Origin of the sequence: Actibacterium sp., assembly GCF_041584535.1 — a bacterium.
GTDB lineage: Bacteria > Pseudomonadota > Alphaproteobacteria > Rhodobacterales > Rhodobacteraceae > Actibacterium_D.
Map to the genome: position 1 here is coordinate 1 of NZ_JBFHDW010000022.1, position 15,108 is coordinate 15,108.

At 63.2% G+C, this 15,108-nt stretch carries 15 protein-coding genes and 1 pseudogene; 8 read left to right on the forward strand and 8 right to left on the reverse strand.

Annotation, left to right across the window (positions count from 1 at the left end; translation table 11 throughout):
- The 3 genes and pseudogenes from ABYW26_RS02165 to ABYW26_RS02175 all read right to left on the reverse strand — a co-directional run.
- Positions 1-80 (reverse strand): annotated as a pseudogene (locus tag ABYW26_RS02165) (gamma-glutamyl-gamma-aminobutyrate hydrolase family protein); the annotation flags it as partial.
- Between the two features lie 109 nt (positions 81-189).
- Entirely contained in the window at positions 190-618 is a 429-nt protein-coding gene (locus tag ABYW26_RS02170; RefSeq protein ID WP_372603093.1) for a heme-binding protein, read from the reverse strand.
- Between the two features lie 10 nt (positions 619-628).
- On the reverse strand, positions 629-2,770 hold the full coding sequence (locus tag ABYW26_RS02175; RefSeq protein ID WP_372603094.1) for a malate synthase G: 2,142 nt from the start codon (positions 2,768-2,770) through the stop codon (positions 629-631).
- Positions 2,771-2,970: 200 nt separating this feature from the next.
- Between ABYW26_RS02175 and pepN the strand changes: the two genes are divergently transcribed.
- Together pepN and panD are read left to right on the forward strand one after the other, a co-directional pair.
- Positions 2,971-5,523, forward strand: coding sequence for an aminopeptidase N (gene pepN / locus ABYW26_RS02180; protein ID WP_372603095.1), 2,553 nt, complete (start codon positions 2,971-2,973; stop codon positions 5,521-5,523).
- Positions 5,524-5,602: 79 nt separating this feature from the next.
- Positions 5,603-6,052 (forward strand): aspartate 1-decarboxylase, encoded by a 450-nt coding sequence (gene panD / locus ABYW26_RS02185; RefSeq protein ID WP_372603097.1) that lies wholly within the window; start codon positions 5,603-5,605, stop codon positions 6,050-6,052.
- 7 nt (positions 6,053-6,059) lie between these two features.
- Here the strand turns inward: panD and ABYW26_RS02190 are convergent, their stop codons facing one another.
- The gene (locus tag ABYW26_RS02190; RefSeq protein ID WP_372603098.1) at positions 6,060-6,671 is read right to left on the reverse strand and encodes a transglycosylase SLT domain-containing protein; all 612 of its coding nucleotides are present in this window, start codon (positions 6,669-6,671) and stop codon (positions 6,060-6,062) included.
- A gap of 181 nt (positions 6,672-6,852) precedes the next feature.
- On the opposite strand from ABYW26_RS02190, the gene gatB reads away from it, so the two are divergent.
- From gatB to ABYW26_RS02205, 3 genes are all read left to right on the forward strand, one after another.
- The gene (gatB, locus tag ABYW26_RS02195; protein ID WP_372603099.1) at positions 6,853-8,361 is read left to right on the forward strand and encodes an Asp-tRNA(Asn)/Glu-tRNA(Gln) amidotransferase subunit GatB; all 1,509 of its coding nucleotides are present in this window, start codon (positions 6,853-6,855) and stop codon (positions 8,359-8,361) included.
- 39 nt (positions 8,362-8,400) lie between these two features.
- Positions 8,401-8,835, forward strand: coding sequence for a DUF4177 domain-containing protein (locus ABYW26_RS02200; RefSeq protein WP_372603100.1), 435 nt, complete (start codon positions 8,401-8,403; stop codon positions 8,833-8,835).
- Positions 8,836-8,997: 162 nt separating this feature from the next.
- Positions 8,998-9,636: a DnaJ domain-containing protein gene (locus ABYW26_RS02205; RefSeq protein ID WP_372603101.1), complete on the forward strand. Its 639-nt coding sequence runs from the start codon at positions 8,998-9,000 to the stop codon at positions 9,634-9,636.
- Positions 9,637-9,705: 69 nt separating this feature from the next.
- On the opposite strand, the gene msrB is transcribed toward ABYW26_RS02205, so the two are convergent.
- Genes msrB through ABYW26_RS02220 form a run of 3 tightly spaced genes read right to left on the reverse strand, consistent with a single transcriptional unit; the run spans position 9,706 to position 11,111 of the window.
- The gene (msrB, locus tag ABYW26_RS02210; protein WP_372603103.1) at positions 9,706-10,164 is read right to left on the reverse strand and encodes a peptide-methionine (R)-S-oxide reductase MsrB; all 459 of its coding nucleotides are present in this window, start codon (positions 10,162-10,164) and stop codon (positions 9,706-9,708) included.
- Between the two features lie 54 nt (positions 10,165-10,218).
- A complete protein-coding gene (locus tag ABYW26_RS02215; protein WP_372603105.1) occupies positions 10,219-10,608 on the reverse strand; it encodes a hypothetical protein in 390 nt (129 codons plus the stop codon).
- Positions 10,605-11,111 carry a sigma factor gene (locus ABYW26_RS02220; protein WP_372603106.1) on the reverse strand — a complete coding sequence of 169 codons (507 nt, stop codon included), beginning with the start codon at positions 11,109-11,111 and terminating at the stop codon, positions 10,605-10,607. Before ABYW26_RS02220 ends, ABYW26_RS02215 begins: the two co-directional genes overlap by 4 nt.
- A gap of 202 nt (positions 11,112-11,313) precedes the next feature.
- Here ABYW26_RS02220 and cobS point away from each other — a divergent pair, with 202 nt between their 5' ends.
- The 3 genes from cobS (at position 11,314) to cobT (ending at position 14,793) form a co-directional block, all read left to right on the forward strand.
- The gene (cobS, locus tag ABYW26_RS02225) at positions 11,314-12,285 is read left to right on the forward strand and encodes a cobaltochelatase subunit CobS (RefSeq protein ID WP_372603107.1); all 972 of its coding nucleotides are present in this window, start codon (positions 11,314-11,316) and stop codon (positions 12,283-12,285) included.
- Between the two features lie 144 nt (positions 12,286-12,429).
- Positions 12,430-12,840 (forward strand): hypothetical protein, encoded by a 411-nt coding sequence (locus tag ABYW26_RS02230; RefSeq protein WP_372603108.1) that lies wholly within the window; start codon positions 12,430-12,432, stop codon positions 12,838-12,840.
- A gap of 78 nt (positions 12,841-12,918) precedes the next feature.
- Positions 12,919-14,793 (forward strand): cobaltochelatase subunit CobT, encoded by a 1,875-nt coding sequence (gene cobT, locus ABYW26_RS02235; protein ID WP_372603109.1) that lies wholly within the window; start codon positions 12,919-12,921, stop codon positions 14,791-14,793.
- Here the strand turns inward: cobT and ABYW26_RS02240 are convergent.
- Positions 14,794-15,108: FAD-binding oxidoreductase (locus tag ABYW26_RS02240; RefSeq protein ID WP_372603111.1), on the reverse strand; the 315-nt coding region annotated here is incomplete at its 5' end. It lies immediately after the preceding gene.

Genomic DNA, 15,108 nt, shown 5'->3' on the forward strand with positions numbered 1-15,108 from the left:
ATCGTGCCACCGGCGTGAGCCGGATAGTTGTCGTTGATCAGATACTGATTTCCGATAATGCCAACGATAGGGCGCGTCATGTTCGTCCTCTTGATCCTCTGTGACGAACATATAGGCATTCTTGGGCCGGGTGAAGAGTCCCGGCGATGCACAAGCCCTGTGCGCAGGGCCTGTGCCTGTTTTTCACGCTCAGGCGTCGCCGACCAGATTGACCGCCGCGATGCCGGCCAGCCCGGCCTTGGCGTCATTGTCCGACGTGTCGCCCGATACGCCAACGCCGCCGACGACCTTGCCCTTTTTGTCGCGCACCAGAATGCCACCCGGAACCGGCACCAGCTTGCCATCGAAAGCGCCATTGAGGGCGGTGATGAAATAGCCTTGCGCCTCGGCGCGGGCCATCATCGCCGACCCGGTCATGCCCATCATCACCGCGCCACTGGCCTTGCCATTGGCGACGGCAAACCGGCCCGGAGGCGTGCCGTCTTCGCGCTCGAACGCGATGACGTGGCCGCCATCATCGACCACCACCACCGCCAGCGGTTTCAGCTCCATCTGGTGGCCGGTCTCCAGCGTCTTGCGGATGATGGTGCGCGCCTTGCGCAGGGAAATGCTTGCCATGGGATCCTCCTCAGGAATGCGCTTTCAACTCACGACGCCGGGCATGCAGCACCGGCTCGGTATAGCCCGAGGGCTGTTCGCGGCCCCGGAACACCAGATCGCAGGCGGCCTGAAAGGCCACCCCGTCAAAACCGGGCGCCATCGGCCGATAGGCGGGATCGCCGGCATTCTGGCCATCGACCACCGCCGCCATGCGCCGCATCGCCGCCAGAACCGTTTGTTCGTCGACAACCCCGTGATACAGCCAATTGGCCAAGGCCTGAGAACTGATCCGGCAGGTGGCGCGGTCTTCCATCAGGCCGACATCGTGAATGTCGGGCACCTTGGAACAGCCCACGCCCTGATCGACCCAGCGCACCACATAGCCCAGAATGCCCTGGGCGTTGTTTTCGATTTCCTCGCGGATTTCGTCGTCGCTCCAGTTGACGCCGCGCGCGACCGGGATCGTCAGCAGATCATCCAGCGTGCCGCGTGCGCCACCGGCGGCGATCTCGTCCTGACGGGCCATCACATCGACCTGATGGTAATGTGTGGCATGCAGGGTCGCCGCCGTCGGGCTGGGCACCCATGCACAGGTCGCCCCGGCCTTGGGGTGACCGATCTTGGCGGCCAGCATGTCGGCCATCAGATCGGGCATGGCCCACATGCCCTTGCCGATCTGCGCCCGGCCCTTCAGCCCGCAGGCCAGACCGATATCGACGTTGCGATCCTCATACGAAGCGATCCACGGCTGCGATTTCATCTCGCCTTTGCGGATCATCGGGCCAGCCTCCATCGCGGTGTGGATTTCGTCGCCGGTGCGATCGAGGAAGCCGGTGTTGATGAACGCCACCCGGTGCGACGCGGCGCGGATACATTCCTTGAGATTGGCGCTGGTGCGGCGTTCTTCGTCCATGATGCCCAGCTTGACGGTATAGCGCGGCAAGCCCAGCGCGTTTTCGACATAGCTGAAAATCTCGTCAGCAAAGGCAACCTCTTCGGGGCCGTGCATCTTGGGTTTCACCACATAGACCGAGCCAGTGACCGAATTGCGCGGGCCGCCCGATTTCTGCAGGTCATGTATGGCGATCAGGGTGGTGATCATCGCATCCATCAGGCCTTCGCCCACCTCGGCGCCATCGGCATCCAGAATGCCCGGGTTGGTCATCAGGTGACCGACATTGCGCACCAGCATCAGCGCCCGGCCCTTCAGGTTGGCCGAGGTGCCATCGGCGGCGGTATAGGCGATGTCGTCATTCAGCGCCCGCACGAAGGTCTTGCCGCCCTTGGCGACCTCTTCGGTCAGGTTGCCCTGCATCAGGCCCAGCCAGTTGGCATAGGCGATGACCTTGTCGGCGCCATCGACAGCGGCGACCGAATCTTCGCAATCCATGATCGACGACAGGGCCGATTCAAGAATCACATCGCTGATATGCGCCGGGTCCGAGGCACCGACCGGGGTGCTGGAATCGATGACGATCCGAATATGCAGCGCGTTGTTGCGCAGGATGATTTCCTTAGGGTGATGCGCATCGCCGACATGGCCGACGAACTGATCCGGGTCGGCCAAAGCCGCGCCATGCAGCGCGCCGCTTGCCACGCCCAGACCGGCAACATCGGCCCACGAGCCCGCTGCCAGCGGCGCCGCCTGATCCAGAAACGCCTTGGCCCATGCCACGACCCGCGCGCCGCGCGCTGGATCATAGCCGCCGCCCGCAGGCAGATCGCCCAGCGCATCGGTGCCATAAAGGGCGTCATAAAGGCTGCCCCAGCGGGCATTGGCCGCGTTCAGCGCATAGCGGGCGTTCATGATCGGCACCACCAGCTGCGGTCCCGGCTGGCTGGCGATCTCGGGATCGGTGGGGCCGGTCTCGATGGTGAAATCCGGGCCTTCGGGCAGCAGATAGCCGATCTCGCGCAGGAAGGCCTGATAGGTGGCGGCGTCCACCTCTTGCCCGCGATGCGTGATGTGCCACGCGTCGATCCGTTCCTGCAGATCGTCGCGCCGCGCCAACAGCGCCGCGTTTTTCGGTCCCATCGTGGCGATCAGCCCGGCCATGCCGTTCCAGAACCGATCCGCGTCAATCCCGGTGCCCGGCAGCGCCGCGGCCTCGATGAATTCCGCAAGACCTGCATCGACATTCAGCCCGGCCCGCTCAACCCGCTTGTCCATCCGTCGGTTCTCCGTTTTGTCTGAGCAATCTGCGTCTAGGTGTAAGAAAATCAAACGCTGCCGTAAAGTGACTGGATAGATTCTTTTACCAATTTTGCACGAAGCTCTTTCATCTCAGCCCAAATAAACCGCATTGCCCGCGCTTGTGTGTCCCGCGACCCGCGCCTAGGTTTCGCGCAACAGGCAACAGGAGTCTCCCCATGAGCGAAAGCGCGGCCCAGACCATTCTGCTCAGCGATTACACCCCGTTCGGATGGCGGATCGAAAAGGTCGAACTGACCTTTACCCTGTCGCCCAAGGCCACCCGCGTGACCTCGCGCCTGCGGTTCGTTCCCAATCCCGATGCGCCGAAACAGGTGTTTTTCCTGCATGGCGAACAGCTGAGCCTGATCCGGGCCGCGATTGATGGCCAGACGGTCTCGCCTGAAATCACCGACACCGGCCTGACCTGCGCCGTGCCCGATGGCCCGTTCACATGGGAATCCGAGGTCGAGATCGCCCCGGCGGAAAACACAGCGCTGGAAGGGCTTTACATGTCGAACGGCATGTATTGCACCCAATGCGAGGCCGAGGGTTTCCGCAAGATCACCTATTACCCCGACCGCCCCGACGTGATGGCGCCGTTCAGCGTGCGGGTGGACAGCGACCTGCCGGTTCTGTTGTCGAACGGCAACCCGGCGGCCAACGGCGCGGGCTGGGCGGAATGGCACGATCCGTGGCCGAAACCGGCCTATCTGTTCGCGCTGGTCGCGGGCGATCTGGTGGCGAAAACCGGCGCGTTCACAACGGCTTCTGGCAAGAAGGTCACGTTGAATATCTGGGTCCGCCCCGGCGATCAGGACAAATGCGACTATGCGCTGGACGCGCTGGAACGGTCGATGAAATGGGACGAGGACGTCTACGGCCGCGAATACGATCTGGACGTGTTCAACATCGTTGCCGTTGATGATTTCAACATGGGCGCGATGGAGAACAAGGGGCTGAATATCTTCAACTCGAAATATGTTCTGGCCAGCCCCGAAACCGCCACCGACGACGATTTCGCCCGGATCGAAGCGATCATCGCGCACGAGTATTTCCACAACTGGACCGGCAACCGCATCACCTGCCGCGACTGGTTCCAGCTGTGCCTGAAAGAGGGGCTGACCGTGTTCCGCGATCAGCAATTCTCGGGCGATATGCGCAGCCACCCGGTCAAGCGGATCGAGGACGTGCTGATGCTGCGCGCCCGCCAGTTCCGCGAGGACAACGGCCCGCTGGCGCATCCGGTGCGGCCCGAAAGCTATGTCGAGATCAACAATTTCTACACCGCCACCGTCTATGAAAAAGGCGCCGAGGTGATCGGGATGCTGAAACGGTTGGTTGGCGATGACGGCTATGCCCGGGCGCTGGACCTGTATTTCCAACGCCACGACGGCGACGCCGCCACGATCGAGGATTGGCTGAAGGTGTTCGAGGACGCGACGGGCCGCGATCTGAGCCAGTTCAAGCGCTGGTATGCCCAGCCCGGCACGCCGCGGCTCAGCTTTACAGATAACTTTAACAATGGCCGGTATGAAATTAATTTCAAACAGGAAAACCAGAATAGAAAGTCGTTCCCGACCAAGCAGCCGCAGGTGATCCCGATTGCTTTGGGCCTGTTGAACCCCAATGGTGACGAGGTGCTGCCGACCACCGTGCTTGAGATGACCGAGGCCACGCAAAGCTTTGCCTTTGACGGGCTGGCAGCGCGACCCATACCGTCGATCCTGCGCGGGTTTTCGGCGCCGGTGATCCTTGACCACGACGCCAGCGCCGATCAGCGCGCCTTTCTGCTGGCGCATGACACCGATCCGTTCAACCGGTGGGAGGCCGGACGCGCCCTGTCCAAGGATGTGCTGGTGCGGATGGTGCTGCGCGGCGAGTCCCCGGACCCGGCCTATCTGGAAGGTCTGGCCGAAGTCCTGCGCGACAATGCGCTGGACCCGGCCTATCGGGCGCTGGTGCTGCGCCTGCCGTCCGAGGATGACATCGCACAAGCGCTGGCCGATCAGGGCCATGTCCCCGATCCGCTGGCGATCTACCGCGCCGCGCAAACCCTGCGCCACGCCATTGCCGCGCATCTGAAGGACCGGCTTGAGCTGCTCTATGCCGATCTTCTGTGCCCCGGCCCCTATTCGCCCGAGGCCACCGATGCCGGCCGCCGGTCGCTGCGGCTGACGGCGCTGGGGCTGCTCAGCCGGCTGGATGGCGGCGCGCGGGCGGCGGCGCATTACGCGGCGGCTGACAATATGACCGACCAGCAAGGCGCGCTGACCGCGCTGCTGGCGATCGGCGCCGGTGACGCGCAGGTGGCGGCGTTTTATGACCAGTGGCAGGACGATCGTCTGGTGATGGACAAATGGTTCATGCTGCAGGCCGGACTGACCCCGCCTGACCGCGCCGTGCGCACCGTGACCGCCCTGACCCAACATCCCGATTTCGACTGGAAGAACCCGAACCGGTTCCGCTCGGTCATCGGGGCGTTCTCGGGCAATGCTGCCGGGTTCCACGATCCCAGCGGCGCGGGCTATGATCTGGTGGCGGACTGGCTGATGAAAATGGATGCAGTGAACCCTCAGACCGCCGCCCGCATGTCGACCGCGTTCGAGACATGGCGGCGCTATGATGCCGACCGGCAGGGCCAGATCTGCGAGGCGCTGGACCGTATCCGCGCCCGACCGGGCCTGTCGCGCGACATGGGCGAAATGGTTGGCCGGATGCGCAACGGCTGATGCAAACGCTGTTGCGTCGGGCTGCGGTTTCTCGCATAACCCCGCGCCAAAGCGATCTATCCCGGCGGAGGGACCAGACATGAAGAAATTCGTTACTGCCAAGCTGCACGGGATCACCGTGACTCAGGCTGATCTGCATTATCACGGCTCGATCACCCTTGATCCCGACCATTGCGAGGCGGCGGGCATCCTGCCGATGGAATATGTCGATATCTGGAACAAGCACTCGGGCGCCCGGATCAGCACCTATGTGATCTATGGCGAGCGCGGTCAGCGGCAATGCGTGCTGAACGGCGCGGCGGCGCGGACCTGTCAGGAAGGCGATCAGGTCATCATCTGCGCCAGCGATTACCTTGAAGCCGACGCCGTCACCCGGATCGAACCCAAGGTCCTGACCTTTACCGCCGATAACCACATTGCCGAGATCCTGACCTACAAGGCGCATCGGGACGAACAGGGCCGGATGAGCTTTGAGATCCTCAAGGGCGACAAGGCGATGCCGATCCCTTATCGCGCCGAGACCTTCTGAACCGGCCTCAGCCGCGCTGGCAATAGCTTTGCTTGCTGGTCCACGCGGCGATGTCGGCCTGTTTGGCGGCAGAATGGAACGGCCCCCAATCGGCGGCAATGCCGCGACCCCCGGCCGACACGACGCCGTCCCGCGCCACGGTATGGGCGGCGATGCGCACCGCGCAGCTAAGATTCGCCTCGCCCTGTTTCAGCGCCTCGCCCGATTGCGCCACGCAGCCATAGCCGCGCGCGGTGGCCGGGGCGATCTGCACCAGCCCATACCATAACCCGCCGCCGCCGACGGCCTGCGGGTTCCATGTGCTTTCATGTTTGGCCAAGGACGAAAACAGCCCGGCCCAGAACGCCTGACGGTCGGCCTCGCCCGCGCCTTCATAGCCGGGGCAGTAGGTGTCGATATCGGCGGGCACGATTTCCGGCAGGTTGGCACCGTGAGTTTCCAGCGCCGCCAGCGTGGCACGGGTCCAGCTTTCGGCCTGATCGGCGGGGCGCGCCTGATCCCAGCGCATCGGCGGCAGGTCCGAGGTCGCGGCGCGGCTGGCCACTTCGGCCTGATCGGTCATCGCACAGCCCATCGGCAGGGCCAGCAGGACCGCAGAAAGCAAAAGAGTCTTCATCATCGCCATCGGTCACAGATCCGGGTCTGGCCCCGGCACCGCAGTCCAGTATGTTCGCAGATGCAGCATCAGGCAATTCCCCGGATTCCGCGCAGGCGGAACCTTGCCGGTGGCCGCAGGCTCTTGCCCCCTCGGCGCACCTGCCGTAGAACCCTTGCCGACCCCTGACAGGACGCGAATTCAGATGCTGGACCTCACCTATACCGCCCCCACCCCGAAAGTCATCGCCGGTGCGAAATATGACTGGGAACTTGTGATCGGCATGGAAATTCATGCGCAGGTCGCCTCGAACGCCAAATTGTTCTCGGGCGCCTCGACCACCTTCGGCGCCGAGCCGAACAGCAATGTCGCCTTTGTGGATGCGGCAATGCCGGGCATGTTGCCGGTGATCAACGAATATTGCGTCGAACAGGCGGTGCGCACCGGGCTGGGCCTGAAAGCCGAGATCAACCTGTTCTCGGCCTTTGACCGCAAGAACTATTTCTACCCCGACCTGCCGCAGGGCTATCAGATTTCGCAGCTCTATCACCCGATCGTCGGCGAAGGCGAGGTTCTGGTCGATATGGCGCCGGGCGTTGCGCGTCTGGTGCGGATCGAGCGCATCCATCTGGAACAGGACGCTGGCAAATCGATTCACGACATGGACCCGAACATGTCTTTCGTCGACCTGAACCGCACCGGCGTCGCCCTGATGGAGATCGTCAGCCGCCCCGACATCCGCGGCCCCGAAGAGGCCGCCGCCTATGTCGTCAAGCTGCGCCAGATCCTGCGCTATCTGGGCACCTGCGATGGCAACATGCAAAACGGCAACCTGCGCGCCGATGTGAACGTGTCGGTCTGCCGTCCGGGCCAATATGAGAAATATCAGGCAACTCAGGATTTCAGCCATCTGGGCACCCGCTGCGAAATCAAGAACATGAACTCGATGCGGTTCATCCAGCAGGCCATCGATTACGAGGCCCGCCGCCAGATCGCCATTCTTGAGGATGGCGGCGAGGTGGTGCAGGAAACCCGTCTTTATGACGCCGACAAGGGCGAGACCCGGTCGATGCGCAGCAAGGAAGAGGCGCATGATTATCGCTATTTCCCCTGTCCCGACCTGCTGCCGCTGGAGATCGAGCAAGCCTGGGTCGATGACATCAAGGCCAGCTTGCCGGAACTGCCGGACGAAAAGAAAGCCCGCTTTGTCACCGCGTTCGGCCTGTCGGAATATGACGCCAGCGTCCTGACCGCCGACACCGCCAACGCCGCCTATTTCGAAGCCGTGGCCGAAGGCCGCGACGGCAAGCTGGCGGCGAACTGGGTCATCAACGAATTGTTCGGCCGCCTGAAGAAAGAAGATCACGACATCGCTGAAAGCCCGGTCAGCCCGGCGCAATTGGGCGGGATCATCGAGCTGATCTCGAAAGGCGATATCAGCGGCAAGATCGCCAAGGATCTGTTCGAAATCGTCTATACCGAAGGCGGCGACCCGGCGGCGATCGTCAACGAGCGCGGCATGAAACAGGTCACCGATACCAGCGCCATCGAGGCCGCTGTCGATCAGATCATCGCCGACAACCCGGCGCAGGTCGAAAAAGCCAAGGCCAACCCGAAACTGGCCGGCTGGTTCGTCGGTCAGGTGATGAAAGCCACCGGCGGCAAGGCCAACCCGCAGGCGGTGAACGAAATCGTCGCGCGCAAACTGGGCTGACCCTGGGCCGATTCCGGCAAAGGTTGAAAAGGGGCGGACATGACGCAATATGAATACAAGGTCGTTCCGGCCCCGACCCGCGCTGAAAAGCAGCGCGGGATCAAGGGCACCTCGGCCCGGTTCGCCCATGCGATGACCACACTGTTGAACGATCTGGCGGCCGAGGGCTGGGAATATTGGCGGGCAGATACTTTGCCCTGCGAGGAACGCTCGGGCCTGACCGGCAAGACGACGCAGTTTCAGAACCTGCTGATCTTTCGCCGCGAGGTGCACGAGGTGCCGATCTGGGCCGAAGCCATGATCGCCGACGAGGATGAGGATGGCGCTTTCGCCGAGGACGACAACGAGGACGAAGGTGACGAAGCGGTCAGCGACCTGACCCTGTCCGACCCCGATCCAACCCCGACCCCGCGCACCCCCTTCCCGGAGCTGCGCCCGGCCAAAGATACAGCGGACCCGTCCAAACCGGACTGACCCCGCCCGCCCGAACCAGCGATCCGGGCCATGGTCCATCCGCCAAAGGGTGTTCCGAAAATCGGTTTTTTCCGCGGAAAAGTCTCTTTTCTGCTCAAGGCCCCTTCATTCCCGGGGCTAATGCTCTAAACTCTCACGTCCGAGTCGAAAAGGTGGCGGGTCATGTCAAAAAGAGATCCTTTCGGATTTGATATTTCTGTCTCAGCGGACAAGAAAAAGCGCACCCGCGGCAAGCGCGGGATGTCGGGGGCGTTCGAGACGTCGACCCGGAAATGCGAAATGCCGGACTGTCAGGAGCTGGGCCAGTATCGCGCGCCGAAATCGCCCGATCATCTGGATGAATACCTGTGGTTCTGTAAGGACCATGTGCGCGAATATAACCTGAAGTGGAATTTCTTTAACGGCGCCACTGAAGAGGAAATGGACGCGCAGCTGGAAAAAGACCGGCTGTGGGAACGCGAGACCAAACCCTTCGGCAAGCCATCGGAAGAACAACGCGCCTGGGCGCGGCTGGGCGTGGACGATCCGCATCAGGTGCTGGGTGCCAATGCCACCCGCAACCCCGGTCGCGGCAATGGCGGCGCCAGCACACGGCGCCTGCCCCCGACCGAACGCAAGGCGCTGGATATTCTTGAGGCCAAGGATCACTGGACCAAGGCGGAAATCCGCAAGCAATACAAATCGCTGGTCAAGGATCTGCACCCCGACATGAACGGCGGCAACCGCGCCGACGAGGACCGCTTGCAAGAGGTGGTCTGGGCCTGGGATCAGATCAAGGACAGCCGTAGCTTTCAGGCCTGAGCGGTGCCCCCCGCAGGCGTGGCACGCGGTGCAGGGGCCGGATTTTGAGTATTTTTCCCAAGAAAAAGATCAGGCCGGTTTGAACACCAGACTGACGCCGTTCAGGCAATGGCGCTTGCCGGTGGGTTTGGGGCCGTCGTCAAAGATATGGCCCAGATGGCTGCCGCAGCGGCGGCAATGGGCCTCGGTCCGGACCACAAGCAGCTTGCGGTCCCGCTTGGTTTCGATGGCATTGGGCAGCGCCTGCCAGAAGCTGGGCCAGCCGGTGCCGCTGTCGAATTTGGTGGCGGCGTCATAAAGCGGCAAATCACAGCCGCGGCAATGGAAGAGTCCCGGGCGTTTTTCGTGGTTCAGCGGGCTGGAGCCCGAAGGTTCGGTGCCTTCCTTGCGCATGACCTTGTATTCCAGCGGGCTGAGCATCGCCCGCCATTCGGCGTCGGTATAGGTGACCTCGAACGCCAGAGCCGGGGATGCGACGGTCAAAAGCGCAAGGCTTGCCGCGCCGGTCATCCAGTCTCGCCTGTTCATGCTGTGTCTCCTGTCACTGGTTGCGGTCAGGATAGGGTCAGCGGGTGCTCACTGTCATTTCACGTTCGCTTGGGCAGGCTGTGATCCGGGCGGCGCAACGGGGGGCGGCGGCACGAAGCGGCCGATCAGCACCGCCAGCAGCAGCACCGCGATCAGCGCCCCGGCCAAGATCCGCGCCCCCGAAAGCGCGGTTTTGTGGCGGGGGGTGGCCGGGAGGCCCTTGAACAGCAGTTTTTCGACCCGGCGCAGGCTTTTGCGCGGCGGCACGCGGGTTGGATAAAGCGACAGCAGTTCGGCAAAGTCGCTGTCCCAGCCCAGCACCTCGTCCCTGAGCGCCGGGATTTCCTTCATTTTATCCTCGAACGCGCGGCGCGAGGCGGCATCGCCCAGACCCAGCACATATTCGGCGGCATCGCAGGCAAGGTCTTCGGTGATCTCGGTCATGTGGTCAGCGCCTCGCGCAGGGCGCTCAGGCTTTTGCGCAGCAGCATCGGCATCAGGTCGGGCATCCGGCCCATGCGCTGTGCCAGCGTGCCGTAGCCTTCGCCGTAAGCATAGGCACGCGCGATCAGCTGGCCGTGGCCGGTGGGCAGCAGCGCCAGCGCGTCGCCGATCCGGCCTTCGGGCCACGCGACATCCTTGCGCGGTTCGGGTTCGGGCACGCCTTCGGCCTGCGCGGCGCGGATCAGGTCCAGCGCGTGATTGCGGGCGATGGTGCAGACCCAGACCCGCGGCGGATAGCCCGATTGGGCCAGACCGTCGGCATTGTGCCAGATCTTGATGAACACCTGTTCCAGCGCGGCGCGGGCGGCAAGGTCATCTTGCAGAATGGCGGTGCAAATGCCCAGAACCTGCGGCGCCAGCGCCTTCCACAGCGGGCGCAGCGCGCTGCGGTCGCCTTGGGCCAACTGCGCGATTGCCGTTTCGATTTCGGTATCTGTTTTCATTCCGGCGCTGTGCTGCGTCCCTGTTCCCGGCGCTCAGACTAGCCGCGCCCTTGCAATTGTGAAACAAAAAGCCGCAGGGGCATCGCGAAACTTTGACGCGAGGTGCTTGCCCTTGCACCCGCAGCGGATATGTTTCACTAGGACAACGCGTGCCGACAGCCCGGCACCTGCGATAGACTGGTCGAGCAAGGCGGATAGTTGAATGGATGTGAACGCAAAACCCACCGAGGAAATCTCTGTCCGCGAAGTGTTCGGGATCGACACCGACATGATCGTCAAAGGCTTCTCCGAGCGCACCGACCGTGTGCCCGATCTGGACACCACCTATAAGTTCGATCCGGACACCACGCTGGCCATTCTTGCCGGGTTCTCGCATAACCGGCGGGTGATGATTCAGGGCTATCACGGCACTGGCAAATCGACCCATATCGAACAGGTGGCCTCGCGGCTGAACTGGCCGGCGGTGCGGGTCAACCTTGACAGCCACATCAGCCGGATCGACCTGATCGGTAAGGATGCAATCAAGCTGCGCGAGGGCAAGCAGGTCACCGAGTTTCAGGAAGGCATTCTGCCCTGGGCGCTGCGCAATCCGACCGCGATCGTGTTCGACGAATATGATGCGGGCCGCGCCGACGTGATGTTCGTGATCCAGCGCGTGCTGGAGCATGACGGCAAGCTGACGCTGCTGGACCAGAACAAGATCCTGACGCCGCACCCGTATTTCCGCCTGTTCGCTACCGCCAACACCGTTGGTCTGGGCGATACGACCGGGCTTTATCACGGCACTCAGCAGATCAACCAGGCTCAGATGGACCGCTGGTCGCTGGTGGCGACACTAAACTATCTCAGCCACGATGCCGAGACCGCGATCGTGCTGGCCAAGAACCCGCTATACAACACCGAGAAAGGCCGCCGCACCATCAGCCAGATGGTGACCGTCGCCGACCTGACCCGGACCGCGTTTATGAACGGCGATCTGAGCACGGTGATGAGTCCCCGAACCGTCATCACATGGGCGCAGAACGCGACGATCTTCCGCAATGTCGGTTATGCGTTCCGCCTGTCGTTCCTGAACAAATGCGACGAGCTTGAGCGTCAGACCGTGGCTGAATTCTATCAGCGCTGCTTTGATGAAGAACTGCCCGAAAGCGCCGCCAGCGCCGCCTTGGGCTAAGCCCTCGCCAAAGCATTAAGATTTGACCGCCGCAGGCCGACCCGCCTGCGGCGGTTTCGTTTTGGCCGTGTCTGACTGGCCACGACGTAAGTTTTTTAATTTCGCTTAATTGATACGCAGGTTTTTTGCGCTCAAGATCACTTTATGGGCGGTTTGAAAACATATCTTCTGGGGATATGCGCCAGTCTGGCACTGGCGGGGGCTGCCTTTGCCCTGCCTGCCTCGCCGATTGAGCGGGTCAAGGTCTTTGCCACCTGCGCCGGGCGGCTGTCGGCGTTGGAGCAATATCAGTGGATGTTCGACGGCCCGGCCTCGGAACGCACCGCGCGCCGCATTGCCGCCTTTGACGACATTCTGGCGGCGCTGCTGCCCTATGCCGCCGACACCGGCCTGCCCGACCGGCAGGCGCTGATCTGGCGGGTGGCGGCGAAAACCCCGCAAGCCGGGCTGATGCAGGATGCGCGTTTTGCCACCGATCCGCGCCGGGCCGGTCTGGCCGCCAAGGCGGCTGAGGCGGCGCTGACGGCCTGTGACGGATTGTTGCTGGGCGTCTGAACCCGCGCGTTTCGCATGGTCATTTACCGGATGAGGGCTTAGATTACCGGCAACGACCCCATTCTGCGCGCAGGCCCGATGAGCAAACCCAACGACAACCCCGCCGATCCGTTCAAAAAGGCGCTGGCCGAGGCCACCAAGGTCATGGCCGACGATCCCGATCTGGGCGTGACCTTTTCGGTCGACCCGCCGGGAATGAGCGGCGAGTCGATGCGCCTGCCGCAGGTCAGCCGCCGCATGACCCGCGACGAGGTTCTGCTGGCGCGTGGCACGGCCGATGCGTTCGCCATGCGCCGCAAGTATCACGATGACGCCACCCATGCGCGCTATCGTCCGTCGGGCGACATGGCGCTGGACCTTTACGAGGCGATGGAAACCGCCCGCTGCGAGGCCGTCGGCGCCCGCGCCATGCCCGGCACCGCCAGCAATATCGACGTGATGATTCAGGCTGAGGCCACCCGCCGCGGCTATGACCGGATCACCGCCCCCGCCGATGCGCCCTTGGCGGTGGCGGCGGGCTATCTGATCCGGCATCTGGCCACCGGGCGGCCCCTGCCCCCCGGCGCGCAGAACATTATGGACCTGTGGCGCGGCTTTATCGACGATCAGGCCGGCGCGACTCTGGAACAGCTTGAGAAATCGCTGACCGATCAGGCTGCCTTTGCCCGGTTCGCCCGTCAGGTGATCGCCGATCTGGGCTATGGCGACCAGTTGGGCGAAGACCCCGACAGCGCCGATGACGATAATGAGGACCAGTCCCAGCCCGAGGAAGAACAGGAAGAACCTGAAAGCTCGGGCGACGACCAGGACGAAAGCGACGACGCCGACGCGACGCCGGAGCAGGATCAGGATTCGACTCAGGACATGTCCGAGGCGCAGGTCAGCATGGATGATCTGGCCGATCTCGACATGTCGGACGACACCGAACTGCCCGAGGGCGAGGCCCCGATCGAGCCGCCCGCCCCGCCGCCGCATTCCGATGCCGACCCGAATTATCAGGTGTTTTCCACCCAGTATGACGAAGAAATCCATGCCGAAGATCTGGCCGAACCGGCCGAGCTGGAACGCTTGCGCGCCTATCTGGACCAGCAGCTTGAGCCGCTGAAAGGCGCGGTCAGCCGTCTGGCCAACAAGCTGCAACGTCGGCTTCAGGCCCAGCAGAACCGCAGTTGGGAATTCGATCTTGAGGAAGGCATTCTGGACGCCGGGCGTCTGGCCCGTGTCGTCGCCAACCCGACCACACCGCTGTCGTTCAAGGTCGAGAAAGACACCGAATTCCGCGATACCGTGGTGACGCTGTTGCTGGATAACTCGGGCTCGATGCGCGGGCGGCCGATCTCGATCGCCGCGATTTGCGCCGATGTTCTGGCCCGGACGCTGGAACGCTGCAGCGTCAAGGTCGAGGTTCTGGGCTTTACCACCCGCGCGTGGAAAGGTGGCCAAAGCCGCGAGCAATGGCTGGCCGAGGGCCGCGCGCAATTGCCCGGCCGTCTGAACGATCTGCGCCATATCATCTACAAGTCCGCCGACGCACCGATGCGGCGCACCCGCACCAATCTGGGCCTGATGATGAAAGAGGGCCTGTTGAAGGAAAACATTGATGGCGAGGCGCTGGAATGGGCGCATCGGCGGATGCTGGCCCGGCCCGAGGCCCGGAAAATCCTGATGGTGATTTCCGATGGCGCGCCGGTCGATGACAGCACCCTGTCGGTCAACCCGGCGAATTATCTGGAAAAGCACCTGCGCGACGTGATCGCCATGGTCGAAAAGCGCAAGCTGGTCGAACTGATCGCCATCGGCATCGGCCATGACGTGACCCGCTATTACCAGCGCGCCGTCACCATCACCGATGTCGAGCAACTGGCTGGCGCCATGACCGAACAACTGGCCAGCCTGTTCGACAGCGACCCGCGCGCCCGCGCCCGGGTGATGGGGATCAAGCGCGCCAGCTGATCAGTTGCCGCGCACCATCTTGCCGGGATTCATCAGGCCATCAGGGTCCAGCGCCCGCTTGATCTGGCCCATCACATCCCATGCCGCGCCATGTTCGGCCTGCATATAGGCCAGCTTGCCCATGCCGACGCCATGTTCGCCGGTAATGGTGCCGCCCATCTCCAGCGCCCGCTCGACCATGCGCGCGGCGATGGCCTTGGCCTCGGCCAGTTCGGCGGCGCTGTTCGGATCGACCAGCAGGCAGGAGTGGAAATTGCCGTCACCGACATGGCCCAGAATCGGGCCGGGGATCGACGCGGCGGCGATATCCGCATG